Genomic DNA, 26741 nt, shown 5'->3' with positions numbered 1-26741 from the left:
TTTTTTATAATATAATCTTGAATTAGTTTTTATTATAAAGGTGAAAGATGACGCAAGAAGAATTAGATGCTTTAATGAATGCTTCAGATGATTTAGATCTTGAAAATATAGAAGAGTCAAAAGCAGAATCTGAAACAGATTATGAAGATGAGGAAAAAAACAAACAACTTGTTGATAATATGATTAGTGGAGATTATAAAGCAAGGGCTGATATGGCTTGGCCACCACCTCCTCCAAGTAAAGAGCATAAAGTAGTTCATCAATTAGATGATGTTACAAGAGATAGTGAGATAAAAGCTACTGAAATGATGGAGAAGTTAGAAGCTATTAATGATTTTTTTGCAAATTCTGAAAATGAACTTTGCACAATTAGTGAGGCTTTAAACAAAAATATTGAAATTTTTGAAAAATTAAATGCAAAATTTCCTAATGTAGCAAGTTTTAAAGAGGCTATAGATGTAAATAATAACGCTAAAGGTATCATTGATGAAATTACAGGTTGCTTGCAAACTGGCCAAGATGAGGTTATGATGGCTATGGATGCTATGCAATATCAAGATATACATCGACAAAAAATTGAGCGTGTTATTAATGTTATGAGAGCCTTAAGTAGATATATGAGTAGTTTATTTGAGGGTAAAATTGATGATGAAAAACGCGTTGGATCAGCAGTGCATATTGAAGGTGATACTACTGCAGATGTTGTAAGCAATGATGATATTGAGGCACTAATTGCTAGTTTAGGTAAAAAATGATAATACCTGAAATAGTTTCTCCAGCAGGTAATTTTATAAAATTAAAAATAGCATTAGCATATGGAGCTGATGCTGTTTATGCTGGAGTAAATAATTTTTCTTTAAGAGCAAGAACAGCAAGGGATTTTAACTACGAAACTTTTAAAGAAGCTATTGATTATACTCATGCAAAAGGTAAAAAAATTTATGTTACCATCAATGGATTTCATTTTAGCTCCCAAATAGAAGGTTTAAAAAAACATATTATAAAATTAAAAGAAATGAAGCCTGATGCGTTTATTGTAGCTTCTGTAGGCGCTATGCGTTTAGTGAGAGAACTTGCTCCAGAAATTAATCTTCATGTTTCAACTCAAGCAAATATTTTAAATTACTTAGATGCTCAAGTTTATAAAGACATGGGTGCAAAAAGAGTTGTTATTGCAAGAGAGCTTGGATTAAAAGATGCAAAAGATTTAAAAAATAATTGTGATATAGAACTTGAAAGTTTTGTTCATGGTTCTATGTGTTTTGCATATTCTGGTAGGTGCTTAATAAGTTCAGTTCAAAGTGGCCGTATGAGCAATCGTGGTTCTTGTGCAAATGATTGTAGGTTTAATTATGAACTTTATGCAAAAAACCCAGAAACTAATACACTTTTTAGACTTGAAGAAGATGAAAATGGAACTCATGTTTTTAATTCTAAAGACTTAAATTTAAGTTCATATATACAAAAAATTATGCAAGAAAATTGCATAAATGCATTTAAAATAGAAGGTAGAACTAAAAGTGAGTATTATGTAGCATTAACAACAAGAACATACAAAATGGCAGTAAATGATGTGTTAAATAATACTTTTGAATCTAATAAATATGAAAGTGAAATACAAACTTTAAAAAATAGAGGTTTTACAGATGGTTATTTAGTTTCAAGAGCTTATGAAAAAAATGATTCTATAAATCATGATACTAGTATAGAAGAAGGAACTCACCAAGTGCATGCTATAAGTGAAGATGGTGAATTTTTTAAATGTAAAGGTAAAATAGAATTAAACAAAGAATATGAAATTTTAGCTCCATTAAATTCCAATGTAGAGTTAGGAGAAAATAACTTAGGTTTAGTATATGAAAATAACGGAAAAAAATTCATTGTATTTAAACAATTATTAGCAAAAAATAATAAAGAATTTAACGCAATTCATAGTGGGAATGAAAATGAAATTATTTTACCATTTAAGCTTCCAGAATTTAGCTTTTTAAGAAGGAGTGTTGAATGAGATTTGTGTCTATATTGATGGGAAGTAAGAGTGATTATGATATAGTAAAAGAGGCTTTAGGAATTTTAGAAAAATTTGATGTAAAGTATGAAATATTAATTACTTCAGCACATAGAAGTCCTCAAAGAACACAAGATTATATCAAAGAAGCAGAAAATAAAGGTGCTAAAGTGTTTATTGCTGCAGCAGGTATGGCAGCACATTTAGCAGGGGTTGTAGCAGCACATACGACTAAACCAGTTTTAGGCATACCTATGCCAGGAAGTAACTTAGCTAGTATGGATTCTTTATTTTCTACTGTGCAAATGCCAAGTGGTATTCCTGTAGCAACTGTAGCCATAGGTAAGGCAGGAGCTATTAATGCTGCTTATTTAGCTGTGCAAATTTTAGCAATTGATGATGAAAATTTAGCACAAAAACTAAAAGAAGATAGAAAAAAACAACAAGAAAAATTAAAAAAAGATTCTAGCGAGATTGAAGTTTTTCTTTAAGGGATGTATATGCAAACTTATTTGGAATTAAAAGAATTTTGTCAATTAGTTCATCTAAATGAAGATGTTGTTAAAGGTATGATGGCAAATGGTGCTTTAAATTTTAAAGAGGAAGAAGGTAAAATTTATATTGAAGCAAATCAAGGGACTTTTAGCGTAGTGCCAATGAGCTCAAAACAACCTGCTATGGTTAATTCAATGACTTTAGCAGGAGAAAGTTTTGTTGAAAAAACTATAGGAACTATTTTAAATTTACATGAAAAAGTTTTAGATGCCAAAGATGAAACTTTAGAAGCCTTAAAAGGTGAAAATAAATTTTTAAAAGATGCTTTATACTCTATGCAAGAATTATACGATGAAGATAGAAAAACCATAGAAAATTTAAATGAACAGCTTAAATATGCACGCAATGAAGTAGAATTTCTAAAGAGAAAATATAAAATGATGTGGAATAAAACTATCGAAATTTATGCAAATTCACAAGAAAAGCCAGAGGAATTAAAGGAAGAATGATGACTTTTTCTCAGATGATTTTAAAATTACAAGAATATTGGCAAAAACAAGGTTGTGCTATAATGCAACCTTATGATTTTCCTGCAGGAGCAGGAACTTTTCATCCAGCAACTTTTTTAAGAAGTTTAGGGAAAAAACCATGGGCAGCTGCTTATGTAGCTCCTAGTAGAAGACCAACCGATGGAAGATATGGAGAAAATCCTAATAGATTAGGCGCATATTATCAATTTCAAGTTTTAATGAAACCTAGTCCTGATAATATCCAAGAGCTTTATTTAAAAAGTTTGGAAATTTTAGGATTTGATTTAAAATCACATGATATACGATTTGTAGAAGATAATTGGGAAAGTCCTAGTCTTGGTGCTTGGGGGCTTGGATGGGAAGTGTGGCTTGATGGTATGGAAGTCACTCAATTTACTTATTTTCAGCAAGTTGGTGGTATAAGTGTTGATTTAGTAAGTGCTGAAATTACCTATGGTTTAGAAAGACTTGCAATGTATCTGCAAGATGTTGATAATGTGTATGATATAGTATGGAGCGAATTTAACGGAGAAAAAATAAGCTACAAAGATGTTCACAAACAAGGTGAATTTGAATTTAGTAAGTATAATTTTGAAATAAGTGATCTTAAAACTTTAAACACACAATTTGAAAATGCCTATAATGAATGCAAAAATATTCTAAAAGAAGGATTAGCTTTACCTGCGTATGATTATTGTATGCTTGCAGCACATACTTTTAATTTACTTGATGCAAGAGGTGCTATATCTGTTGCACAAAGGCAAGAATTTATGCTTAAAATTAGAGAATTATCTAAAAATTGTGCTTTGGTCTATAAAGAAAGTTTAGATGAAAATTGAAAAATTATATAATTATTTAGATACTATTAGTCCTTTTCAAACACAGAGTTCATGGGATAATAGTGGATTATTGCTTGGCTGTTTGGATGATGAAGTAAAAAGAGTATATTTGAGTTTAGATATAGATGAGTATTTGATAGAAAAAGCAGAGCCAAATTCTCTTTTTATCGTGCATCATCCTTTAATATTTAAAGGTTTAAAAAATATCAGTGGCAAGATATATCCTCAAAATTTAATTACAAAAATGATACGAAAAAACATAGCTTTGATTGCAATGCATACAAATTTTGATTTAAGTCACTTAAATTTTTATTTTGTAAATAATATTTTAGGATTTAAAATTAGAGAAAAAGAAGATTTTTTAATTTATTGTGATGTTGATTTTAGTTTTGAAGATTTAATTAATCATATAAAAAAAGTTTTGAAATTAAATTATATTAGAGTGGTTGATGCGCATCATATAAAAATTAAAAATTTAGCAGTTTGTACAGGTAGTGGTGGAGATTTAATACCAAGTGTTAAGGCAGATTGTTTTTTAAGTGGAGATTTTAAATATCATCAGGCTTTGGAAAGTTATCACAATAAACTAAGCTTGATAGATATAGGTCATTATGAAAGCGAAAATTATTTTAGCGAAATTTTAGCAAAAGATTTGCAAAAATTTGATTTAGAGGTTATAATATCAGTTTCAAAAAATCCATTTCAATATTTTTAAGGATAAACTCAATGAATAAATACTTAGATCAACTTATAAAGTTATCTCAAATTGACAAAGAGCTTGATAGTTTTAGTGTAAAAGTAGAGGATGCAACAAAAAATTTAAAAGAAAAGCGTATTTTGTTAGATAAGATAGAAGAAGAAATTGCTACTTTTAATAAAGATATTAAAGATATAGAAACTCAAAAAATACAAAACAACAACCATATTGCCGAATTTGGAGCAAAAATTAAAGAATTAGCCAAAAAGAGTGCAGCTATCAAAACAGAAAAAGAAGCTAATGCATTAAAAATTGAAGAAGATATAGCTAAAGAACAACTTGATGCAGCAAATGAAGAAATTGAAAGATTGGATAAAATTTTAGACAACAAAGAAAAACTAAAACAAGATCTTGAAGTAAAGAGAAGCGAACTTGAAAATGAAGTGGATGAGGTTGATAAACAAACAAAAGAAGTTCTTGTTGATATAGAAAAAGAAAGACTAGCAATTTATGATAAAAAAGTAAAACTCGTTGGTGAAATAAATCAAAAAGTTCTCACTTTTTATGAAAAAATTAGAAAATGGGCTAAAAATACAGCTGTTGTTCCTGTTAAAAAACATGCTTGTTATGGTTGTTTTATGAGAATTTATGATAAAACTTATTTGGCTGTATTAAAAGGAGAAGAAATCGTTACATGTCCACATTGTGGAAGAATTTTATATAAAGAAAAAGAAGAAAATCAAAATTGATTTTTTTTTACTACTTGCTTGCCATAATTGTTTATATAATTATGGCTCCTTTCTTGCTTATATTAAGTTTTTTGAAACAAAAATATAAACACTCGCTTAAATCGCGTTTTTTTCTTTACAAAAATACAAAACAAAAACAAGGTGAAATTTATTTTCATGCTTGTTCTTTTGGTGAAGTAAAAAGTATGGCTTTATTTTTTAAAGAATTTTCAAATTTTACAATTTCAACCATAACTCAAACAGGTTTTAATGAAGCATTAAAATATACCAAAAAGGTAAATTTTTTGCCTTTTGAAATTTTTATACCTTTTTGGATGAAACCTTGTAAGGTTTTGGTAATTTTTGAAGCAGAGCTTTGGCTTATGCTCGTTTTTATGGCTAAGTTTTATAATGCAAAAGTTATTTTGATTAATGCAAGAATTAGTGATAAATCTTTAAAAAACTATAAACGCTTTAAATTTTTTTATCAATTAGTATTTAGTTATATCGATGAGGTTTTTGCACAGAGTTTAAAAGATAAAGAAAGACTTGAAGCATTGGGTGCTAAAAATGTAATTGCATATAAAAATATAAAGGCAAGTATTGCTTGTAAGGATATTAAAAAATATTCTAAACTAGATGCTAGAGTTATTGTATTTGCTAGTTCACATGAAAAAGAAGAAAAAATTTTGCTTTCTAATATTTCATTAGAAGAAAATGATAGATTAATCATAGCACCAAGACACCCTGAGCGTTTTGCTGAGGTTGAAAATATCTTGAAAGAATATTGTTATAAAAATAATTATAGTTTGCAAAAATTTTCTAATTTAACTATAAAGGAAAATAATCTAAAAGAAGTTTTTAAAGCAAAGTGTTTATTACTAGATTCTTTAGGCGAGCTTGAAAATTTTTATAGAATAAGTGATATAGTATTTTTATGTGGTTCATTTGTTGAAAATATTGGAGGACATAATCCTATAGAAGCTGCAAGGTTTAATAATATTATTATTTCAGGAAAATATTTTTATAATCAAGAAACTTTATATAAAGAAGTTGAGAATTTATATATTTGTGAAAATGTAGAAAAAATTGATTTTCTTTTAAAACAAAATTTAAATCAAGCAAAACTTAAAGAACAAAGTAATTTATGTGAAATAATATCAAGTATAAAAGAAGGTTTAAATGCAAGAAAAAGCTTATAAGATACTAGCAATGCAAGAAAAAATTTCTAATAATTTAGCAAAAGAACTTATAGATAAAGGTTGTGTTTTTGCTATGGGAAAAAAGGTGCTTATAGCAAGAGCTTTAATGAATTCAAAAACTAAATTTATGATACAAAAAATTAAAAAACCAAAAATTCTTTTTGAAGATAATGATATTATTGTTTTAAACAAACCTTATGGCGAAATTAGTGAAAAATTAGAAAAAACTTTTAATGCAAAATTAATCAATAGACTAGATAAAGAAACAAGCGGAGTATTGCTTTTGAGTAAAGAAGAAAAATTTAGATTAAAATGCATTCAAGAATATAAAAAACAAAATGTCTATAAAAGTTATTTAGCTATAGTTGATGGTGTTATTGCAGAGGATCTTGAAATTTGCGAAAAAATTACAACAATTAAAAATAAAAATGGTGCTTTTAGCAAGATAGATAAATTTGGACTTGAAGCACACACGCAGGTAATACCTTTAATGGTAAATGCTAAAAAAACTTTAATCAAAGCCATAATAAAAACAGGAAGAACACATCAAATTAGAGTTCATCTAAATCATATTAAGCATGGTATTATTGGTGATGAAAAATACGCTAGGATTAATGCTACTAGGATGTATTTGCATTCTTATGAAACGCATATTTTTGATTATAAATTTAAAGCTTTTTTAGATGAAAGTTTTAACGCATATGGTTTTGAAGTAAAAAATTTAAATTTTTAAAGCCGTTTAAAGCTAAAAGAATATATAATGAAGCTTTTTAATTTATTAATATATAAGGGAAAATAAAGTGTTTGAAATAGTTAGCGAATCGTTTAAATCTGCTGTTAATAAACTTCGTTTTGTTGATGATGAGAAAGCTTTAAAAAATGCTATAGACACTTTGAAAAAATCCCTTTTAAAAGCTGATGTTCATCATAAAGTTACAAAAGAATTGTTATCTTTAATAGAAAGCGATGTTAAAGCCAATGGTATTGGTCAAAAGCAATTTTTAGATTCTATTAAGAAAAATTTAGAAGAAATACTTAGTGTTAAAGGTAAAAACCAAGGTTTTGTTTTTGCAAGTAAACCTCCTACAATTGTTTTAATGTGTGGTTTACAAGGTGGAGGTAAAACGACCACTACTATTAAACTAGCTAATTATTTAAAATTAAGAAATAAAAAAGTTCTAGTTGCAGCTTGTGATTTGCAAAGACTTGCTGCGGTAGAGCAACTTAGACAACTTGCACAAGCAAATGATATTGATTTATTTTTTATAGAAAATGAAACAAACCCTTTAGTTGTAGCACAGCAAGCATTGGCAAAGGCTAAAAATTCTATTTATGATGTTTTGCTTGTAGATACTGCTGGTCGTTTAGCTATTGATACAGAATTAATGAATGAATTAAAAGAAATAAAAAATATTATAAATCCAGATGAAATTTTTTATGTTGCTGATGCTATGAGTGGACAAGATGGAGTTAAAACTGCAAATAGTTTTAATGAGGTTTTGAATGTTAGTGGAGTGATTTTAAGTAAATTTGATGCAGATACTAAAGGTGGTGTTGCATTGGGTATAGCTAAACAAGTTGGGATTCCTTTAAGATTTATCGGTGTAGGGGAAAAGGTTGCGGATTTAGAGGTATTTATTCCTGATAGAATTGTTAATCGTATTATGGGTGAGGGTGATTTAGCTACATTGGCTGAAAAAACTGCAGCAATCATTGATGAAAAAGAAGCTAAAAAACTCAATAAAAAAATCAAAAAAGGTGAATTTAATTTTAATGATTTTTTAAATCAAATGGAAAGTGTAAAAAAACTTGGAAGTATGAAGTCAATTATTGGAATGATACCTGGTTTATCATCTATGGCTAGCAATATAAAAGATATAGATTTGGATAATTCTAAAGAAATTGTTCATATTAAAGCTATGATTTCTTCTATGACTCCAAAAGAAAGAGAAAACCCTGATTTGTTAAATAATGCAAGAAAACGCCGTATAGCAGAAGGTGCTGGGTTGTCACAAATGGAAGTTAATCGTTTTTTAAAGCAATTTAGCAATGCTGCTAAACTTGCTAAGAAATTTTCAAACAAAAAAGGAATGGAGAATTTTATGAATATGCTTGCACAAGCTAAAAGACCTCAGTGATTAAATTTTTTTTATGGATATATAAGTTAAAATATCTATAACAAAAATTTATTTTTTAGGAGTATTAAATGACAGTGATTAGACTTACAAAAATGGGGCGTAAAAAAAGACCATTTTATCGTATAGTTGTAACTGATAGTAGAAAAAGACGCGATGGTAGCTGGATAGAAAGTATTGGGTATTATAATCCTATGGTTGAGCCTGAGGTGATAAAATTTGACGCAGAGCGTTTGGCTTATTGGAAAAGTGTTGGAGCTAAACTAAGCGATAGAGTAGCAGCTATTACAAGCAAATAAAATGGTTGAAGATTTTTTAAGAGAATATGCAAAATTAATTGTTGATTTTCCTGAAAAAATTGATATTCAAAGGCAAAATTTAGATAATGACTTTGCTGAAATTATCATATATGTAGATCCTTTAGATACCGGAAAATTGATAGGAAAAAATGGAAAATTAATCAATGCTATAAAGACGGTAATTATGGCTTATAAAGTAAAAGATGCAACTTCATATCGTATAACGGTAAAAGCTATTGAATAATAATCTTGTCCAAGTTGCCAAGCTTGGAAAATGTGTTGGTTTAAAAGGTTATGTTAAATTACATAATTTAAGTGATTTTAATGAGCAGTATAAAAAAGGTGCTAGATTTTTTGATAAAAATCAAAAAATTTACACCATAAAAACTTTTGATAAATCAAGATCTATAGTTTTGTTTGAGGGATTTGAAAGTATAGAGCTTGCTAGAAATTTAACCAATATTACACTTTATCAAAGCATAGAACTTACTAGGCAAACTTGCAAATTAAAAAAAGATGAATATTTTTATTTTGACATCATAGGTTGTGATGTTTATGAAAATGAACAAAAACTAGGTGTAGTAGAAGATATATTAGAAAGTGGTGCTGGATTTTTATTTTGCATAAGATGTGATGAGAGCCTACAAGTAAAGGTAAAAAATTTTTATATCCCTTATGTTGATAAATATATTCAAAAAATTGATATAGAAAATAAAAAAATACTAAGCCAATTTGCTTTAGATATATTAGAAAATTCATGAAATATACTTTTGTAAGTTTATTCCCAGAGCTTATTGAGCCTTATTTTAAAACTTCGATTTTATCCCGTGCTATTGGTAATAATTTTCTAAAATTAAATTTTGTAAATCCACGAAAATTTACCAAAAACAAACATTTAAAAGTTGATGATTATAAAATAGGTGGTGGTGCTGGACTTTTAATGCAAGCACAACCTTTATTTGATTGTTTGGATTATTTAAGAAAACAAGATCAAAATACACATTTTATCTTTCTTTTACCTTGTGCTAAGCAATTTAAACAAATTGATGCAAAAAGACTTAGTAAAAAAAAGCATATTTGCTTTGTATGTAGTAGATATGAAGGTTTAGATGAGCGTATAGTAGAAGAATTTGCCAATGAGGTTTTTTCAATAGGTGATTTTATACTTACAGGAGGTGAGTTAGCATCTTTGGTAATGTGTGATGCTATAAGTAGAAATATAATAGGTGTTCTTGGCAATAGTGATAGTTTAAATGAGGAAAGTTTTGAAGATGATTTGCTAGAAGCGCCTTCTTTTTCAAAGCCTTTTATTTTTACAAAAGAAAATAAAAATTTTTATGTGCCTTCAGAGTTTTTAAAGGGAAATCACGCTAAAATCACAGCTTTAAAAACTACTTTAGCGTCTTGCAAAACGAAATTTTTTCGTCCTGATTTGTATCAAAAGCATGAACGCAAATTTTAAGGAATATCATTATGAAAAATAAATATATAGAGCAATTTGAGCAAAAACAAATTGAAGGTAAAAATGTTCCAGAATTTCGTGCTGGAGATACTTTAAGACTTGCTATTCGTATTAAAGAAGGCGATAAAACAAGAATTCAAAATTTTGAAGGTATTTGTATAGCGCGTAGAGGAAATGGTGTAGATGAGACTTTCATTGTCCGCAAAATTGGTGCTAACAATGTTGGTGTTGAAAGAATTTTTCCTATTTATAGTGAAAGTTTAGAAAGCATTAGTGTTTTAAGAAGAGGTCGTGTTCGCCGCGCAAGATTATTCTATTTAAGAGATAGAAGAGGTAAAGCTGCGCGTATTAAAGAGCTTAAAAAATAATTGTGAAATTTAGAACTCAAATGTATGAAGTAGTTTCTTGGGAGCAAGAAATTCAAAATGGTGTAAATATTTCCAAAAAAATAGAAAATGATTATGCCAAAGAAATCTGTATAAGTATGTCAAAAGATAGCTTTATGAAAGATCATAAAGCTCCTTTTGCTATAACTATACATATACTAAAAGGCTCTATTGAACTTGGAGTTTTAAGTGATAAATTTATACTCAATACTTTAGATAGTATAAGTTTAAAAGCTAATCAAATTCATAATCTTACTGCTTTAAAAGATTCTATAATTCGTTTAACTTTATACAAACAAGATTCTTTTGAAAGGGTAAAAGATATCGTAAAATCTTAATTTAAGCCCATTGTTGTATAATTTTAGCTTTACTAAAATAAGGAAAAACGATGAAATGGGCAAAAGATTCTTGGAAAAACTATAAAATTCAACAACAACCTCATTATGAAAATGAAAATGATTTAAAACAAGTTATTGATAAATTAGAAAAACTACCACCTTTGGTTTTTGCAGGTGAAGTAGATAAATTAAAACATTCTCTTGCTAAAGTTGTAAATTCTCAAGCTTTTTTGCTTCAAGGTGGTGATTGTGCAGAAAGCTTTGTAAATTTTGGTGCTGATAATATAAGAGACATGTTTAAAGTTATGCTTCAAATGGCTATAGTATTAACTTTTGCAGGTTCTTGTCCTATAGTTAAAGTAGGGCGTGTTGCTGGGCAATTTGCAAAACCTAGAAGTAATGATTTTGAAGAAATAAACGGGGTAAAACTTCCAAGTTATCGTGGAGATATTATCAATGGGTTTGAATTTGATGAAAATTCAAGAAAAGCTGATCCAAAAAGAATGTTAGAGGCTTATTATCAAAGTGCTACAACTTTAAATTTATTACGCGCTTTTTCAAGGGGTGGTTTGGCTGATTTAAGAGTGGTGCATAAGTGGAATTTGGGTTTTTTAAAAAAAGCAGAACTTGGTAAAAAATACGATAAACTTAGTGAAAAAATCACTCAAGCTTTAGCCTTTATGCAAGCTTGTGGTATAACAGATACTCCAAATCTTTCTCAAACTGCATTTTATACTTCGCATGAAGCCTTGCTTTTGCCTTATGAAGAGGCATTAACTAGAGTAGATAGTTTAAGTGGGGAAATTTATGATTGTTCAGCTCATATGCTTTGGATAGGAGAGAGAACACGCAATGTAAATGAAGCACATGTGCATTTTTTAAGTGGTGTAAAAAATCCACTCGGTGTTAAACTTAGTGCTAATTATGATTTAGATGAAATTAAAAAATTAGTAAATATTTTAAATCCAAACAATGAAGCAGGAAGGTTAAATTTTATCATTCGTATGGGATGTGATAAAATACAAAATGCTTTGCCAAAATTATTTAAAGAGTTAAAACAAGAAGGATTTAACATACTTTATAGTGTTGATCCAATGCATGCAAATACAACTAAATCAGGAAATTTCAAAACAAGAGAATTTGATAAAATTATGCAAGAGGTGCGTGCATTTTTTGAAATAGCGATGAGTGAGGGGGTTTATCCTGGCGGGGTTCATTTGGAAATGACAGGACAAAATGTTACTGAGTGCGTAGGAGGAAGTTTTAATATAACCCAAGATGAACTTTCAAAACGCTATGAAACACAATGTGATCCAAGATTAAATGCTGATCAGGCGTTAGAATTAGCATTTTTGATTGCAGATTTAGTTAAAAAGGCAAGACAATGTTAAAATTTTATGGTATTAAAAATTGCAATAGTGTTAAAAAGGCTATGGATTATTTAAATTCCAAGCAGATTGAATTTGATTTTTTAGATATTAAAAAATTAGATGAGGAAACTTTAAATTTTTGGCTTAGCAAAAGAAGCGTTTTAGAGCTTGTAAATACAGCGGGTATGAGTGCTAGAAAAATAGGATTAAATAAAGAAAAATTACAAAATTTAAGCCAAGATGAGATTAAAATGATGATTTTACAAAACCCAACACTCATAAAACGCCCATTAATTGTAAAAGATAATGAAATTTTTATAGCCAAAGAATATGAGGGTTTTTAAAAATGCTAGAGTAAAAAACTCTAGCATTTAGGAGTTCTCAAAAGAAATTTAGAATTTATATTTAAAGCCTACTTGTCCACTTACATAAGTTTCGTTTTTATTATCTGTTTTACCAGCTAGTATTTGTTTAGCTCCAATACCTGCATTTAGGCTAAATTGCTCATTAATATCTACATTGCCACCTATGATGATTTGTCCATAAGTTTTTTTCTTATCATTGCTTTTTACGCTAGGTAATGCAACTCCATTTAAACTTGCTACATAATCATCTCCATTATTCATAACATATTGTTCTATTTTTGGAGTGATAAATAAATACGATGTTTCGCTCATGTATTTTCTAAATTCAGCACCAAGTTCTAATGAAATGGAATTATTGCTAGCACTATTAACATCTTTTCCAGCAATTCCATTTTCTTTATAACTTGGAGTGTGCCCATAGTAGTAGTTTGTCCCAGCAAAAGGTTTGATAAATAAGGTATTATTACTAAAATCAAAAACATACCCTACATTGGCATTTAAACCAAAGAATTTTCTGTTAAAATCAGCACTATTTATAGTGTTAAATCCTCTATTTATGATATCTTGATTTGTTGGGGAAATTTGAGCATAGGCTTTAACATTCACTTCAACTTTTGGAGTTATATAAATGTTAGAATAAGCACCAAATTGAAAGTTATCTGATTTTTGTGTTAAAAGATTATCTTTTATCTTAGCATTTGCATAAGTAAAATAAGCACCTATTATAGTTTCATCATTTATTTTTCTATCCATACCTATAGTAGCTCCATATAAAGCACCACTATCTCCGTCTATGATGTTTGCACCGCCTATTACATTAGCCCAAATGCTGTTTTTATAATTATCTACATAATTTCCCATATAATCATTTGCAGCAAATCTTATTTGAGATAATTTTGTAGCATAATTTCCATAAGGATTATTCAACATAGCTACACGAGAACCTATAGATACATCATTTGATACATTAATAGTTGAGTTTATACCTGATGAGGCTTGATTTACATTTGAGATAGATTTGGCTGAATCTTTTATATCATTTGCTACTTGCTCTCCAGCTTTATCAAATTTAATACTACCTATTGCATTAAAATCTCCACCAAGCTTAAGCCCGTCTAAAATTTTAGAAACAAAATCTTTATTAGAAGCTGAAACACTAGAATCATTTTTAATATAATCATCGTTAGAAATTTCTCCATCCCCAGCATTGCTAATCATTTCTTGAATTTGTTTTATTTGCTCTTCAATTTTTGCTATGGCTTCATCTATTTTTTCTTTATTAACACCTTCATCATCTTTGGCATCTTCTAAATCAGTTTTAATTAATTCTAGATATTTTTTATCACTTTCTAAAATCATCTTATTGTTATTTACATTTTTATTTGCACCACCGCTAATTAAAAGCTTATTATCTTTAGTAGAAAGTTCATATTTAACAAAATCTTTTACATCTATAGCTCTTACAACTTCATAATCAAGTCCTAAGTCTTTGCTACTCATGCCAACAATACTTTCAAAATTTTTACTTATATTTGCACTGGCTTTGTTTGAGTTTGTTATATCTTCATTAAATCCTTCGCTTGCACTCATGAAAACATAATTATTTAAAGCTAAATCACCAAAGCTTGTTGTTCCTATGGAAAAGTTTGAATTTGTGATATTTGCTTTACCATTTACTTGTATGTGGTTTTGACTTTTATTACCACCTATGGTAAATAGAGTAGATTTATCTGCTGTGAAATTTCCATTTACTTCAAGAGAACCTTGCAATCCATGTCCATCAGCGATTAATATAGCTGAAGATTTTACATCATCTAAAACACCCTCTACAGGATTAGATGAACCTTTTATGCTAAAATCTCCATTAACTATAGACTTTCCATCTAAGCTTTGAAATATCACATCTGTAGCTTCTGTTTTTTTAGCATTAATGGTATAGTTTGTTACATAACTAGCACTTTCAGAGGTATTTTTAAAAGTAAGATTATTAGAATTTAAGTTAATATTTACTCTTGAGAGATCTTTATATTTATCATTAACTATACTATTAGCTAGGTCTGTGTGAAAAAGATTTAGGGTTAAATCACCATTAGTATAATCTTTTTTTAAATTGAAATTTCGTCCATCGCTAGTTTCAAAATACTGGTTCATAGTGCTATCGTTAATAGTTATCTCTTGTGCTAAAACTGCACTGCTTAATAAAGCACTAATGCTAACTCCCATTAAAACTTTACTTGTATGATAAGAAAGTTTCATTTGATTGCTCCTTTAAATTTAAATTGAAAAAAGGCATTATACCCCCCCCCATAAATTTAAGTTTAAAGTAAATGAGAATTTAAAAAAATGTTTAAATTTTTTTTCTTTGGTAAATTTTTTTAATTTTTTTATCTAAATTATAAGTAAATTTAAACAAAGCAGGCACTACTAAAAGTGTAAGTAAGGTTGAGCTAATAAGGCCAAATATAATAGCAATAGCCATAGGAGAATTTCCTTCAAAGCCAGAGCCTTTTGAAAGTGCTAGTGGAAGCATAGAAAAAATCATAGCAAAAGTAGTCATTAAAATAGCTCTTAAACGACTTTTTCCTGCATAAATTAGTGCTTTTTCTACTTCCATACCTTCATCGCATTTTTTATTTGCTACATCTACTAATAATATAGCATTTTTACCTACCATGCCAAAAAGTAAAATGATAGCCACAAGCACAAATAAAGAAAAATGATTTCCCGTGATAAAAATTCCAAAACATGCTCCACCAAAGGCTAAAGGCATGCTTATCATGATGATTAAAGGAAGTATTAAACTAGAGTATAAAGAAGCAAGGATTAGATAAATTAAAATCATTCCCAAAGATATAGAAAACAAAAATCCACTAATGGTATCATCTAAAAAGTCTAAAAAACCAGAATAAGCAAAAGATAAATTGTTATCACCTAAGATATAAGCTAAATTAGATTCAAAAATTTTTCTTACATCACCCAAAGAAATATTTTCTATGCTTGAAGTTAGTTTTATACTAGTAGTTTTATTATGCCTGTTGATTGAAGAAAGATCTTTTTTGTAAGAAAAATCAGCTATGCTAGAGAGTTTTATATTTTCATTGTTTTGATTTTTTATTTCGATTAAATCAAGACTAGATGGATTTTGCTTAAATTTTTTATCAAAGCTAAGTATGATTTCATCTTTAAAATTTTTAAAATCCATACTACCAACACTTAAATTTCCAAAAGAATAAGCTAAAACATAAGCCAATTCTTGAGGATTAATGCCAAGCTTTGCAGCCTTTTCTCTATGGATAGTGATGGCTATTTCTTCTTTTAAATCTCCTTCATTATCATCTATAGTAACAAAACCTTCGTGTTTTAAAAATACTTCTTTCATTCTATCAATGGCTTCTTTTATTAGTTTTAAATCATCACCTAAAATTTGAATTTGAACTGGATCTTCAATGCCTGCTCCTTCTATTTTTGGAAGTTCTAAGACTTTTATTTTTAAATCTTTATATGAGTTTAATTTTTCTTGAAAAATGCTAATAAGCTTAGGCTGTCTGAATTTTCTTTCATTTAAAGGTTTTAATTTTGCATAAATTTTTGCCTTTTTAATTTCTTTTGCATCGTTATACCCTATGAGTAAATATGCATAAGCTATATTTGGATCTTGTTTTATATCTTCATATACTTTTAAGCTTTTTATTTTCATAGCTTCTAAAGATAAATCTTCTTTACTTTCTAATAAAATTTGTATTTGGCTATCTTCTTCTATAGGCAAAAAATCTAAGCCTATTTTTGGTGCTAAAGAAAAGCATAAAAAAATTATGATAATCGTTGATAGGATAAATTTAATTTTATTAGCCAAAATTTTATAAAGTAGATTTTCATAAAATAAATCAAGTTTTGTAAATAAAAATTCACTTTTTTTATAAAATGTGCTTTCACTAGTATTTAAAAATCTAGCACTTAAAGTAGGAATTAAAAACACACTGACAAGATAACTTATAATCACCCCTGAAGCAACACTAGTGGCTAAAACATTAAAAAATAAACCAGGCACTGAATTCATATAAGCAATAGGTATAAACACACACAATAAAACCGCACTAATACTTAAAACACTAAAACCAATTTCTTTAATGCCTTCAAATGAGGCTTCTAAAGGAGGTAAGGTTTTTGCTTTTTTGGCGATACTTTCTATGATAACTATAGCATCATCTATAAAAATTCCTATACTTAAAGTAAGAGCTATGATGGTTAAGCGATTAATATCATAACCTAAAAGATCAATCAAAAAAAAGCTAGAAATGATAGAAGTTGGTAAAACAATAAAAGCTAAAATGGTAGCACTAATATTTCTTAAAAATACATATACTATTAAAAGAGTTAAAATCACGCCAAAAACCATATCAAAAATAACTTGATTAATATGTTTTAAAATATTTTGACTTTTATCATAAACTATTTTTATTTCAATATCATTTCCTGCTATTTTTTGTAATGCTTTTAAGGAATTTTTTATATTTTTTATAACTTTTAGGGAGTTATAGCCAGAAATTTTATTAAGTTCGAGTAATACACCATCTTTTACATCAAGCATTGCAAGTTGTTTTTGATCTTCTAAACCATAGCTAATATTTGCTACATCTTTTAAAAATACACCACTAAAAATGCGTATGTTTTCTAACTCTTTTAAATTTTGTGCTTCAAAATATCCTTTGATTGTAAAATTATCTTTTGAATTTTCAAACTCACCTAGGTATTGTTTAAAATTATGGCTTTGAATGATTTTAGCTACATCAAGTGCGTTAATGTGGTATTTTTGCAAAGCATTAGGTGAAAGATTTATTTGAACTTGAGGTTTTAAAAAGGCTATATCATTAATAACTCCAACACCTGCAATTTTTTGTAAAAAAGGTTTTATATCATTGTCTATTTTACGCATAAGTTTTAATTTATCATTAGAACTTAAAAATAAAGACACAACCGAACCCGCATCCGGTGAGATTTTTTCTAAAGTTGGTTTTGCTGGAAGGTTGATAGTGCTAAGTTTATCTCTAATATCATTAGCTGCGATTTCTAAATTTTTTCCTAGTTCAAATTCAACAATTGAAATAGAAAAATTATTATAACTTGTAGAGTTGATATTTTTAATTCCTTGTATGTTAGAAATTGCATTTTCTATTTCTTTGGTTATTTTTGATTCTATGAATTTTAAATCTCCATTAGCAGCAGTGGTGATTTTAATTAAAGGAATATCTACTTTAGGATAAAGATTAATAGGCATACTAAAAATAGAAAAAACACCAAAGATTATTAATGCGATAAAAAACATTAAAATGGCAATAGGATTATTAATAGCAAAGCGATACAAAATTAATCCTTAGTAATGATTTTTCCTTCTCCAAAAGCACCTGGAGTAAAATTTAAAGCTTCAACTTCTGCATAAATTTTACGCGTTTTTATATCTATACTTGGGTAAATAAGTGTGATTTTACCTTGATATTCTTTTTCATTTGAGTCTATTTTGTAAATGAAAACATCATTTATTTTTACTTTATCTTTAAATTTTTCATCAAAACTTAAAAGTAATTTTACCTTTGGATAAGAAAAAAAATCAAACAATACATGAGAAATTCCACCAACGCCTTCACCTATATCTATGTATTTTTTAGCAATAATACCATCATATGGAGCTTTTAAAGTCTTTTTTTCTATTAAATCTTTATAATATTGTATATTTAAAAATGCTTTTTGTTGTAAATTTTGAGCTTTTTGGAATTCAAATAATACATTCTCATAACTTTGTTTATCAATCACATCTTGAACTTTTTTAAATTTTTCTAAAGAATTCTTGGCGTGATTGAGTGTAAGAGTGGCAAGTTTATATTCATTTTGTGCTAGTTTTAGTGCGATTTGTTCGCTTGTATCATCAAGTTTAAGTAAAATTTGATCTTTTTTAACTTTATCGTTAATATCTACATAGATTGCCTTAACTAAGCCAACGCTTTGTAGGGATAATTTAGATTGATTTTTTGCAAATACATCAAAACTTGCATAAATTTCCTCAGCTTTTAATACCATCAATGAAAGCATGATTAAAAGTATTATTTTCATTGTAAAACCTTTGAATTTATATCAATACCTGCTTTAAAATAATATCTTGCTTTTGCAATTTCATAATCATTTTTTGCAAGTTCAAGTTGGCTTTGACTTTGAAATTTTATTTCAAGTGCGTTTAGGTATTCTACATATGAACAAAGCCCTGCGTTGTATTTTTTTTCTATTGTATTAAAAGCTAAATTAGCAGCATTTAAACTTGCATTTAGGGCGTTGATTTTAACTTTAGAAATTTGAATTTCTTGCAAGAGATTGTCAAGTTCTATATTTATTTGTCTTTTGGTTTTTTCTAGTTCTAATTGGGTGATTTTACTTGCGTATTTTTGTGCTTCTAGGGCTTTTTTGTTTGCACCAAAATCAAATATTCTCCATTCAAAAGTCAAAATAAACCGATTATTTTGTCCATGCTCTTTTAAAAAATTCTCCCCGAAGTTTTTAAATTCTTGAGGTAGTTTTGGATTATAATTCATATCATAAAAGCTAAAATTATTTTGTAAGAATATTTTTGGAAATAATTTAGATTTCGCAGAATCAATCTTAAAATTTTCTAAATTTAATTTTTCTTGCATAAAAGCTATTTCATAACTTTTGTTTTCTTTTGTGTTGGGTTCTTCTAGGATATTTTCAACTGAAGGTATAAAAGAAGTTTTGCTAAGATTAAACATTGCGTTTTTTAATTCATAAAGCTTTAATTCTTTTTGTGCAAATTCATAAACACTAAGTTCGTATTTTGCTTTTATACTCTCAAGCTCGCTTTGACTTGCAAGGCCTGCTTGATAAAATTTTTCTAAACGCTTTAGTTGATTTTGTAAATAAATTTCTTTTTGTTTATAGCTTTGTGTGATACTTTTTAAACTAAGGTAATTAAAGTATAAAATACTAGCATTTAAAGCTATGAAATTTGCCATATTTTCTTTTTCAAGATATGCAAGTTGCCTTAGACTTTGCATGCTAGCAATCTTTGCTTCTTTGTTGCCTCCATCAAAAATCAAAAATTTAAGAGAAAGCGTGGTCATTAAACTTTCTTGGGGCTCTATAATAAAACGATCTTTATTTGAACCTAAATAAGAAATTTCAAGATTTAAATTGGGTAAGTAAGAATTTTCAATGCTATCTTGTTCTAAAATACTTTTGGAAAAATTAAGTTGCTTTTGTATGTAATTTTCATTATTTAGACTCAATTGTATAAATTCTTTTAGATTATTAGCAAGTAAAAAAGAAACTAAAGCTAATAAAAATACAATAATTTTCATTTTTTAAACTTTTTGATTTATTATAAAAAATATAACTTAAAGTAATTATAAAGCAAGAAAATTTCTAAGCAATTTTTTACCATTTTGGCTTAATACAGCCTCTGGGTGAAATTGAATCCCATAAATAGGGTATTTTTTATGTTTTAAAGCCATGATGATTTTATCTTCACTCCAAGCTAAAATTTCACATTTTTTGCCTATATTGCTAACATACAAGGAATGATATAAGCAAATTTTAAAATTTTGTTTAAGTTGGTTAAAAAGTGGATTTGGTTTAAAATTTATGGTTTTTACCTTGCCATGAGTTGGATTTGGAAGTTTAGAAATTTTACCACCAAAAGCATGCACAATGCATTGATGGCCTAAACAAATCCCAAGTATTTTTTTCTTTTTTTTAAAGTATTTAATAGCCTTTAAACTAAGTTTTGATTCTTTTGGTGAATTTGGACCTGGTGAGATGATTAAATGAGAAAAATGGTATTTTTTGAGTTTTTTTGCTTTTTTAAATTTATCATTTTTTATGATTTTGTATTTAATACCAAGTTCTTTTAAATAAAAAGCTATAGTATAGGTAAAAGAGTCATAATTATCTATGATTAAAACTTTCATTATAACTCTTAAAATTAAGCTTTTTGTTGTTGGCTTGTTAATTCTTGAATTTGAGCTTGGATTGCTTGTGCTTGAGCGGTTAAGCCTTGCATTTGCGAGTTATACATATTTATTTGTTCTTCATTAGCATTTGCCATTTTAGCACTAAGTTCTGCTATTTTTTGAGTAATTTGTGCTAGCTTTTCGTATAATTTGCTAAGCATATCATCATCTTTTGAATTTTCTTTATTATTTTCTTTAGGATTTGTTTTTTGTGCTAATTCTTTGACTTCTTTGCTAAATTCCATTTTTACATCAGTTTGTGTTTTTTGCATTTTTTCTTTTGTGTTTTGTTTTGCTTCTTTTTGATTTATTTGTTGCAAAGAAGTGTTTTCTAAAGACTGATTTAAAAACATTTGTTGATTAATTTGCATTTTTTCTCCTTTGGATAAATATCGTCATTATATAAAAAAGTTAAATTTTAACCCTTTTTAAACCCCTTAAAGAATTTATAGCATAAATTTCTTTAGCATTTAAAATTTCTTCTTTGCTAATATCTTTTTCTTTAATAAGTGCATATTTTAAAAGCTCTTGTTTGTAGATACCATTTAGACAATTTTTAGCATAAGGAGTAAAATAAGTATTAGCAATTTTTACAATGATATTAGTTCTTGAACCCTCGCAAAGCATGCCTTTTTCATCAAAAAAAGCTATATCATAGCAAGTATTTTTTTTCCATAATTTTGAATTTACATCATATAAACTACGCAAGGAAGTTTTGTGATGATTTAAAAAATTTATTTTAACAAGCTCATTACTAAGAAGCAATTTATCGCTTGAATTTTCTTTTATATCAAAAAAATCAAATTCATAAAAACCATCTTTAAAAAGTTTTAATTTTACAGCTTTTTTACCTTTTTGTAAAAAAGTGCTTTTGCTAAAATAATGTTTATTTTTATAGACAAAATTGTTGAATTTTTCTAAAGATGTAAAATGCATTTTTTTATCTTTTCTTAGCAGTATATTTTCAAATTCTTTTTTTAATTTTTCCCCATTAAAGCCAAAAAATGAAGCTGAGTTTAAAATTCTTTGTAAATGCTCTTTGAAAAATAAAATAAAGCAATCCTCATAATACATTGTTTCAAATAAATAAAAATTAGGATTTAAAAATTCAGCCTTTAGTTTTAATTCTTCAAATTCATCTTCTTTTTTTGAATCCCACACAAGCCCGCTACCTACGCCATAATGTAAAATTTCATTGTCAGATTTTTTTTCTAAAGTGCGTATGGCTACGCTAAATTTTGCTCTTTTTTTATGGATTAATCCTATGGCACCACAATATATACTGCGATTTTCTTGTTCTAAATTTTGTATGAGCTTGATTGTCTCTAATTTTGGTGCACCTGTAATCGAACCACATGGAAATAGGGCTTTAAAAATTTCAAAATACCCTAAATCTTTTTTTAATTTACCGCTTATTTTTGAAATAAGTTGGTGTAAAGTAGGGTAGGTTTTAACCTTAAAAAGCGTGCATTTTAAAGAATTTTTCTTGATGATTTTAGATAAATCATTGCGTAATAAATCCACTATCATTACATTTTCACTAATAGTTTTTTCATCTTGTTTTAAAAAATTTTTTAAATTCTCATCTTCTTTTATGTCTTTTGAGCGTTTGATTGTGCCTTTCATGGGTTTTGTGGTGATTTTTTTATTTTTTATTTTAAAAAAAAGCTCAGGTGAAAAAGATGCAAGTTCTAAAAATTCATTCTTTATATAGGCTTTATAAGGGGTGTTTTGCTTAGGATAAAGACTTAAAAAACTTTCATATAAATTAAGATTTGATTTTAGTATTATTTTTTGTGTAAGGTTTGTTTGATAGCTTTGACCCTTTGCAATAGCTTCTTTTACTTTGTAAAAACTTCCAAAATATTTTTCTTGATTTAAATTCGATACAAACAAAGGACAAAAGTCTGAATTTGACTTTGAATTTTTAAAAATCTGCCTTGTTTTAAAAGCATAAAAATACAAAAAAGGCTCTTTACTTTCATAGTTTTTATCTTCTAGATATTTATAAAATTCATATTGGATATAGCCTAAAAAATAATACTTTGCTTTATTTTTTTCTATAAATTTAAAGATTTTTTTGCTTTGTTTTTGATTATAAGCTTTTAAGGTGTAAGCTTTGTTAGTATAAATATATTTTCCAAAAATTGCAAACATTATAAACCTAGATTAAAAAATACACCCAAATAGGTAAAGAAATAAATGCAAAAACTATCCCAAAAGCTACTGCACTTACTGCTAGATTAGTATCAAGTTTGGCTTTCATAATCATAGCTGCAACCATAGTCATAGTAGGCATAGCTGATTCAAGTAAGGCTATGATAGCACTTGCATTAAGCTCGAAATTTAAAAGTTTTAAAAACATTAAAAACATAAAAGGAGCAAGTATCATTTTGCTAAAAAGAACTATAAAAGTAGCTTTATAAGAAGTTTTAATACTTAAAAAACCTAAATTTAAACCTATGGCAAAAAGTGCTATAGGAGTAGCACTAGATCCAAGCATACGCAAAGGTTCAAAAATAAATTCAGCAAGTGCGATTGGTTTAAAACAAATTCCTAAAATCAAAGCCACAAAAGGAGGGAAGGTAAAAACTTTTTTAAGGTTTTGTAAAAAATTGCTTTTTTGCTCACTAGCTAATGAGATGATAAAAGGGGCTAATAAAGCCACAGGTAAAGAAGTTGCAAGGGCATCATAAAGTATAATTTCACCCAAAAAATGAGAATCTTGATAAATTCCACTAATAATAGGTATACCAACAAATAAAGTATTGCCAAAACTAGAAAGTAAAAAAATGCTAACTAAAGTGCTTTTACTAAATCGAAAAAAAAGAGCCAAAAGCGTGCAAAAAAGGGCAGATAAAAGAGAGCAAAAAAGAGCAAGTAAAATAATAACAATCAAAGAAAAATCAAAATTTAAATGATAAGCACGCTCAAAAATTAAGCATGGCAAAGCAAATACAATGGCAAAATCCAAAAAAGCACGCGCTTGTTTTTGTTTTAAGATATTGACTTTTTTTGCAAAATATCCGCCAAAAAGTAAGCAAAAAATACTAAATAAAGGGGTAAAAATAAACATATTATTTTTTCTAAGTTAAAAAGCTTTTAACTAAATTTTGAATGAGTAAATTCCATCCATCAACCAAAACAAAAATAAGTAGTTTAAAAGGCATAGAAATCATCACAGGTGGAAGCATCATCATACCCATAGACATCAATACAGAGCTTACAACCATATCAATAACCAAAAATGGTAAAAAAAGTAAAAAGCCTATTTCAAAAGCAGTTTTAAGCTCGCTTATCATAAAGGCGGGGACTAATACTGTTAATGGAACATCATCTATAGTTTTAGGATTTTCTAAATTTCTAATTCTATAAAAAAGTGCCAAGTCTTTTTCTCTAGTATTTTTAAGCATAAAATCCTTAAAAGGTTTAACGCCTTTTGTAAAGGCTTCTTCATAGCCAATTTGTTCTGCTATGTAGGGTTTTATGCCTTCATTGTATGATTTTGTAGCAACAGGCTCCATGATAAAAAAAGTTAAAATCAAAGCTAGGGTAACTAAGATAGTATTTGGTGGCATAGTTTGAGTTCCAAGAGCAGTTCTTAAGAATGAAAATACCACTATGAGTCTTAAAAAAGAAGTCATTACAAAAATAATAGTTGGAGCAAGAGCTAGTATGGTTAAAACTATAACTATATTTAAGGTTGTTACAAGTTGTTGAGGACTATTTGGTGCACTAAGGCTTAAATTTACGGTTGGTATAGTTGCTTCAGCAGCTAAAAGAGTTAAGCTTGATAAAAGTAAAACAAATAAAACCCTCATTTTTTTCCTTGATTAAAAATAAAAGCAATATTTTAGCAATTTTACTCTTAAAAAATGCAATTTTAAATTACTAATTTTGTTGTCTTTTTAAAAATGCTAGAGTAAAAAACTCTAGCATTTAGGAGTTCTCAAAAGAAATTTAGAATTTATATTTAAAGCCTACTTGTCCACTTACATAAGTTTCGTTTTTATTATCTGTTTTACCAGCTAGTATTTGTTTAGCTCCAATACCTGCATTTAGGCTAAATTGCTCATTAATATCTACATTGCCACCTATGATGATTTGTCCATAAGTTTTTTTCTTATCATTACCTTTGATAATGAAATTTGAATTTGAACCAACAAATCCAGCTACATAATCATCTCCATTATTCATAACATATTGTTCTATTTTTGGAGTGATAAACAAATACGATGTTTCGCTCATGTATTTTCTAAATTCAGCACCAAGTTCTAAAGATATGGAATTATTTGTCATGCTTTGAACTTCTTTTGCAAACATACCGCTTTCTTTATAACTTGGGGTGTGTGCGTAGTAGTAATTTATACCAGCAAAAGGCTTGATAAATAATGATGAATTTGGATTAAAAATTCTACCAGCATTAGCGCTGAAACCAAAGAATTTACTATCAAAATCAGCCTTATTAGAATCATTTAACATTACAACACTTTGATCTGTTGGAGAAATTTGTCCATAAGCTCTTAGATTAATTTCCCATTGATCGTTTGGGTTGATTAAAGAATAAATACCAAATTGATAATTATCTGATTTTTGTTCCATAACTCCATCTTTGATGGTTGAATCAGCATAAGTAAAGTAAAAACCAAGCAAAGCATTATCATTGATTTTTCTATCAGCACCTAAGGTAAATCCATATAAAGCACCACTATCTCCATCTATGATGTTTGCACCACCAAAAACATTACCCCAAAAGCTATTACTAAATGAAGAATTTCCATAATAATTATAAACATCACTTGCTAGTGCTGCTATATGGGTTGTAGCAAATTTTTCTACTAAAGCTTTATCTTGATAAGGATTTGAAAGTTTTGCCACTCTTGTTCCAATGGCTAGGTCATTTGCCACACCTATAGATGAATTAACAGAAGAATTTTGAGCATTATTTACTATAGCTTTTGCACTTGCTTTTGTATTTGCTGTAAGTGTGTTTAGATTTTTTCCTGTGGTATCTAGAGTGAGTGCTGCGATAGCATCATTGCTAAGTTTAGAATCTAAAATACTATTTAGCATATTTACAGCTAAATTTTTATTTTCTAAGCTAATATCTTTCATATTTTCAACTAAATCACCACCATCAAATTTTCCACCATTATCTTGTATATCTTGGATTTGTTGTTCTAATTTTTTAATTTGTTCTTGCAGTTCTTTTTCAGCTTGAGCTATGGCCTCAAGCATAGCATCATCGCCAATATATCCTGGTTTTTGGTAGGAATTTTTGTTATATTCTTCATCATATTTTATATTCTTTTTTATATTCTCAAAAGTATCTAAGGCTTCTTTTCTAATATCAATTTCAGATTTTAATATTTTTGCTAAATCTTTTACATTTTCATTAGCACCACCGCTAATTAAAAGACTTTTACCATCATTAGAAACACTAAGTTTATAATCTGTAAATTGAGCCAAATCAGTATCTTCAAAAAATACATTTTTTGGAAGTAAATTGCTTGTTTCAAGCATGCTCGTTATATCTTTAGTATATAGTGCCGTTACTATGTTTTTATCTATATCCTCATTAAAACCGCCTGTAGTTTTTATAGCTACATAGTTGTTTATACCTAAATTTGAAACACTATTTGTGCTTATGCCTATAGCTGAATCTTTTATATTTACATCTCCATCTACAGAGATTAAACCACCTTTTTTATTTGCATCATATATACCGATAAAAGAATTATTTACATTTAAATTTCCTTGTATATTCATATAGCCATCTTTTTGGCCATATCCATTCCATACATCTAAACTAGGTCTATCAAGTTCTTCATTATGTATATTATCATTTGTTATAGGCGAGCTACCTTTAAGTGTA

The 26741-nt window shown here is 27.9% G+C and carries 28 protein-coding genes; 18 read left to right on the top strand and 10 right to left on the bottom strand.

Going from position 1 to position 26741, the window contains the following annotated elements:
• Positions 1-47: 47 nt before the first annotated feature.
• From CPEL_RS05605 to CPEL_RS05520, 18 genes are all read left to right on the top strand, one after another.
• On the top strand, positions 48-755 hold the full coding sequence (locus CPEL_RS05605) for a hypothetical protein (protein ID WP_044598954.1): 708 nt from the start codon (positions 48-50) through the stop codon (positions 753-755).
• A complete protein-coding gene (locus tag CPEL_RS05600) occupies positions 752-2008 on the top strand; it encodes a peptidase U32 family protein (RefSeq protein WP_044598953.1) in 1257 nt (418 codons plus the stop codon). Before CPEL_RS05605 ends, CPEL_RS05600 begins: the two co-directional genes overlap by 4 nt.
• Entirely contained in the window at positions 2005-2499 is a 495-nt protein-coding gene (purE, locus tag CPEL_RS05595; protein ID WP_044598952.1) for a 5-(carboxyamino)imidazole ribonucleotide mutase, read from the top strand. The genes CPEL_RS05600 and purE overlap by 4 nt, the downstream gene beginning before the upstream one ends.
• A gap of 9 nt (positions 2500-2508) precedes the next feature.
• Positions 2509-3012 (top strand): DUF3972 domain-containing protein, encoded by a 504-nt coding sequence (locus CPEL_RS05590; RefSeq protein ID WP_044598951.1) that lies wholly within the window; start codon positions 2509-2511, stop codon positions 3010-3012.
• Entirely contained in the window at positions 3012-3872 is an 861-nt protein-coding gene (gene glyQ / locus CPEL_RS05585) for a glycine--tRNA ligase subunit alpha (RefSeq protein WP_044598950.1), read from the top strand. The genes CPEL_RS05590 and glyQ overlap by 1 nt, the downstream gene beginning before the upstream one ends.
• Positions 3862-4587, top strand: a complete 726-nt coding sequence (locus CPEL_RS05580; protein WP_044598949.1) for a Nif3-like dinuclear metal center hexameric protein — start codon at positions 3862-3864, stop codon at positions 4585-4587. Before glyQ ends, CPEL_RS05580 begins: the two co-directional genes overlap by 11 nt.
• An 11-nt stretch (positions 4588-4598) precedes the next feature.
• Positions 4599-5318: a zinc ribbon domain-containing protein gene (locus CPEL_RS05575; protein WP_044598948.1), complete on the top strand. Its 720-nt coding sequence runs from the start codon at positions 4599-4601 to the stop codon at positions 5316-5318.
• The gene (gene waaA / locus CPEL_RS05570) at positions 5315-6499 is read left to right on the top strand and encodes a lipid IV(A) 3-deoxy-D-manno-octulosonic acid transferase (RefSeq protein ID WP_044598947.1); all 1185 of its coding nucleotides are present in this window, start codon (positions 5315-5317) and stop codon (positions 6497-6499) included. The genes CPEL_RS05575 and waaA overlap by 4 nt, the downstream gene beginning before the upstream one ends.
• Positions 6480-7232: a 23S RNA-specific pseudouridylate synthase gene (locus CPEL_RS05565; RefSeq protein ID WP_044598946.1), complete on the top strand. Its 753-nt coding sequence runs from the start codon at positions 6480-6482 to the stop codon at positions 7230-7232. Before waaA ends, CPEL_RS05565 begins: the two co-directional genes overlap by 20 nt.
• A gap of 67 nt (positions 7233-7299) precedes the next feature.
• Positions 7300-8637: a signal recognition particle protein gene (gene ffh, locus CPEL_RS05560; RefSeq protein WP_044598945.1), complete on the top strand. Its 1338-nt coding sequence runs from the start codon at positions 7300-7302 to the stop codon at positions 8635-8637.
• 68 nt (positions 8638-8705) lie between these two features.
• Entirely contained in the window at positions 8706-8933 is a 228-nt protein-coding gene (rpsP, locus tag CPEL_RS05555) for a 30S ribosomal protein S16 (RefSeq protein WP_039650314.1), read from the top strand.
• Position 8934: 1 nt separating this feature from the next.
• On the top strand, positions 8935-9177 hold the full coding sequence (locus CPEL_RS05550) for a KH domain-containing protein (RefSeq protein ID WP_044598944.1): 243 nt from the start codon (positions 8935-8937) through the stop codon (positions 9175-9177).
• Entirely contained in the window at positions 9170-9694 is a 525-nt protein-coding gene (gene rimM / locus CPEL_RS05545) for a ribosome maturation factor RimM (RefSeq protein WP_044598943.1), read from the top strand. Before CPEL_RS05550 ends, rimM begins: the two co-directional genes overlap by 8 nt.
• Positions 9691-10395 (top strand): tRNA (guanosine(37)-N1)-methyltransferase TrmD, encoded by a 705-nt coding sequence (gene trmD, locus CPEL_RS05540; protein WP_044598942.1) that lies wholly within the window; start codon positions 9691-9693, stop codon positions 10393-10395. Before rimM ends, trmD begins: the two co-directional genes overlap by 4 nt.
• 11 nt (positions 10396-10406) lie before the next feature.
• A complete protein-coding gene (gene rplS / locus CPEL_RS05535; protein WP_044598941.1) occupies positions 10407-10763 on the top strand; it encodes a 50S ribosomal protein L19 in 357 nt (118 codons plus the stop codon).
• 2 nt (positions 10764-10765) lie between these two features.
• Entirely contained in the window at positions 10766-11119 is a 354-nt protein-coding gene (locus CPEL_RS05530; protein ID WP_232088167.1) for a cupin domain-containing protein, read from the top strand.
• A gap of 50 nt (positions 11120-11169) precedes the next feature.
• Positions 11170-12510, top strand: coding sequence for a class II 3-deoxy-7-phosphoheptulonate synthase (locus tag CPEL_RS05525; RefSeq protein WP_044598939.1), 1341 nt, complete (start codon positions 11170-11172; stop codon positions 12508-12510).
• Positions 12504-12833 (top strand): Spx/MgsR family RNA polymerase-binding regulatory protein, encoded by a 330-nt coding sequence (locus tag CPEL_RS05520; RefSeq protein WP_044598938.1) that lies wholly within the window; start codon positions 12504-12506, stop codon positions 12831-12833. The genes CPEL_RS05525 and CPEL_RS05520 overlap by 7 nt, the downstream gene beginning before the upstream one ends.
• Before the next feature lie 48 nt (positions 12834-12881).
• On the opposite strand, the gene CPEL_RS05515 is transcribed toward CPEL_RS05520, so the two are convergent.
• The 10 genes from CPEL_RS05515 to CPEL_RS05470 form a co-directional block, all read right to left on the bottom strand.
• The gene (locus CPEL_RS05515; RefSeq protein ID WP_044598937.1) at positions 12882-15110 is read right to left on the bottom strand and encodes an autotransporter domain protein; all 2229 of its coding nucleotides are present in this window, start codon (positions 15108-15110) and stop codon (positions 12882-12884) included.
• 91 nt (positions 15111-15201) lie between these two features.
• Positions 15202-18216, bottom strand: coding sequence for an efflux RND transporter permease subunit (locus CPEL_RS05510; protein ID WP_044598936.1), 3015 nt, complete (start codon positions 18214-18216; stop codon positions 15202-15204).
• Positions 18217-18218: 2 nt separating this feature from the next.
• Positions 18219-18959 carry an efflux RND transporter periplasmic adaptor subunit gene (locus CPEL_RS05505; RefSeq protein ID WP_044598935.1) on the bottom strand — a complete coding sequence of 247 codons (741 nt, stop codon included), beginning with the start codon at positions 18957-18959 and terminating at the stop codon, positions 18219-18221.
• A complete protein-coding gene (locus CPEL_RS05500; RefSeq protein ID WP_044598934.1) occupies positions 18956-20215 on the bottom strand; it encodes a TolC family protein in 1260 nt (419 codons plus the stop codon). The genes CPEL_RS05505 and CPEL_RS05500 overlap by 4 nt, the downstream gene beginning before the upstream one ends.
• A 45-nt stretch (positions 20216-20260) precedes the next feature.
• Positions 20261-20827, bottom strand: coding sequence for an anthranilate synthase component II (locus tag CPEL_RS05495; protein ID WP_044598933.1), 567 nt, complete (start codon positions 20825-20827; stop codon positions 20261-20263).
• Between the two features lie 11 nt (positions 20828-20838).
• Positions 20839-21237: a flagellum-secreted nonflagellar protein FspA gene (gene fspA, locus CPEL_RS05490; RefSeq protein ID WP_049984593.1), complete on the bottom strand. Its 399-nt coding sequence runs from the start codon at positions 21235-21237 to the stop codon at positions 20839-20841.
• Between the two features lie 40 nt (positions 21238-21277).
• The gene (locus tag CPEL_RS05485; RefSeq protein ID WP_044598932.1) at positions 21278-23023 is read right to left on the bottom strand and encodes an aminodeoxychorismate synthase, component I (aminotransferase-4 domain-containing); all 1746 of its coding nucleotides are present in this window, start codon (positions 23021-23023) and stop codon (positions 21278-21280) included.
• A 7-nt stretch (positions 23024-23030) separates the two neighbouring features.
• The gene (locus CPEL_RS05480) at positions 23031-23942 is read right to left on the bottom strand and encodes an AEC family transporter (RefSeq protein ID WP_044598931.1); all 912 of its coding nucleotides are present in this window, start codon (positions 23940-23942) and stop codon (positions 23031-23033) included.
• A 10-nt stretch (positions 23943-23952) separates the two neighbouring features.
• Positions 23953-24687 carry a flagellar type III secretion system pore protein FliP gene (fliP, locus tag CPEL_RS05475; protein WP_044598930.1) on the bottom strand — a complete coding sequence of 245 codons (735 nt, stop codon included), beginning with the start codon at positions 24685-24687 and terminating at the stop codon, positions 23953-23955.
• A 139-nt stretch (positions 24688-24826) separates the two neighbouring features.
• Positions 24827-26635, bottom strand: coding sequence for an autotransporter outer membrane beta-barrel domain-containing protein (locus tag CPEL_RS05470; RefSeq protein ID WP_049984592.1), 1809 nt, complete (start codon positions 26633-26635; stop codon positions 24827-24829).
• Positions 26636-26741 lie beyond the last annotated feature (106 nt).

This window comes from Campylobacter peloridis LMG 23910 (genome assembly GCF_000816785.1).
In the GTDB taxonomy this organism is placed as follows: domain Bacteria; phylum Campylobacterota; class Campylobacteria; order Campylobacterales; family Campylobacteraceae; genus Campylobacter_D; species Campylobacter_D peloridis.
Note: the sequence above shows the minus strand (reverse complement) of the source record. Positions and strands in the feature narration are given on the sequence as shown.

Excerpts from the sequence above, each read along its gene's own strand:
- CPEL_RS05575 (WP_044598948.1), top strand. The coding sequence starts at position 4,599 with ATGAATAAATACTTAGATCAACTTATAAAGTTATCTCAAATTGACAAA.
- fliP (WP_044598930.1), bottom strand. The coding sequence starts at position 24,687 with ATGAGGGTTTTATTTGTTTTACTTTTATCAAGCTTAACTCTTTTAGCT.
- CPEL_RS05590 (WP_044598951.1), top strand. The coding sequence starts at position 2,509 with ATGCAAACTTATTTGGAATTAAAAGAATTTTGTCAATTAGTTCATCTA.
- CPEL_RS05600 (WP_044598953.1), top strand. The coding sequence starts at position 752 with ATGATAATACCTGAAATAGTTTCTCCAGCAGGTAATTTTATAAAATTA.
- glyQ (WP_044598950.1), top strand. The coding sequence starts at position 3,012 with ATGACTTTTTCTCAGATGATTTTAAAATTACAAGAATATTGGCAAAAA.
- CPEL_RS05480 (WP_044598931.1), bottom strand. The coding sequence starts at position 23,942 with ATGTTTATTTTTACCCCTTTATTTAGTATTTTTTGCTTACTTTTTGGC.
- CPEL_RS05605 (WP_044598954.1), top strand. The coding sequence starts at position 48 with ATGACGCAAGAAGAATTAGATGCTTTAATGAATGCTTCAGATGATTTA.
- CPEL_RS05515 (WP_044598937.1), bottom strand. The coding sequence starts at position 15,110 with ATGAAACTTTCTTATCATACAAGTAAAGTTTTAATGGGAGTTAGCATT.
- CPEL_RS05470 (WP_049984592.1), bottom strand. The coding sequence starts at position 26,635 with ATGAATATACAAGGAAATTTAAATGTAAATAATTCTTTTATCGGTATA.
- CPEL_RS05580 (WP_044598949.1), top strand. The coding sequence starts at position 3,862 with ATGAAAATTGAAAAATTATATAATTATTTAGATACTATTAGTCCTTTT.
- fspA (WP_049984593.1), bottom strand. The coding sequence starts at position 21,237 with ATGCAAATTAATCAACAAATGTTTTTAAATCAGTCTTTAGAAAACACT.
- rpsP (WP_039650314.1), top strand. The coding sequence starts at position 8,706 with ATGACAGTGATTAGACTTACAAAAATGGGGCGTAAAAAAAGACCATTT.
- rplS (WP_044598941.1), top strand. The coding sequence starts at position 10,407 with ATGAAAAATAAATATATAGAGCAATTTGAGCAAAAACAAATTGAAGGT.
- CPEL_RS05550 (WP_044598944.1), top strand. The coding sequence starts at position 8,935 with ATGGTTGAAGATTTTTTAAGAGAATATGCAAAATTAATTGTTGATTTT.
- CPEL_RS05500 (WP_044598934.1), bottom strand. The coding sequence starts at position 20,215 with ATGAAAATTATTGTATTTTTATTAGCTTTAGTTTCTTTTTTACTTGCT.
- CPEL_RS05505 (WP_044598935.1), bottom strand. The coding sequence starts at position 18,959 with ATGAAAATAATACTTTTAATCATGCTTTCATTGATGGTATTAAAAGCT.
- trmD (WP_044598942.1), top strand. The coding sequence starts at position 9,691 with ATGAAATATACTTTTGTAAGTTTATTCCCAGAGCTTATTGAGCCTTAT.
- purE (WP_044598952.1), top strand. The coding sequence starts at position 2,005 with ATGAGATTTGTGTCTATATTGATGGGAAGTAAGAGTGATTATGATATA.
- CPEL_RS05520 (WP_044598938.1), top strand. The coding sequence starts at position 12,504 with ATGTTAAAATTTTATGGTATTAAAAATTGCAATAGTGTTAAAAAGGCT.
- CPEL_RS05485 (WP_044598932.1), bottom strand. The coding sequence starts at position 23,023 with ATGTTTGCAATTTTTGGAAAATATATTTATACTAACAAAGCTTACACC.
- CPEL_RS05525 (WP_044598939.1), top strand. The coding sequence starts at position 11,170 with ATGAAATGGGCAAAAGATTCTTGGAAAAACTATAAAATTCAACAACAA.
- CPEL_RS05565 (WP_044598946.1), top strand. The coding sequence starts at position 6,480 with ATGCAAGAAAAAGCTTATAAGATACTAGCAATGCAAGAAAAAATTTCT.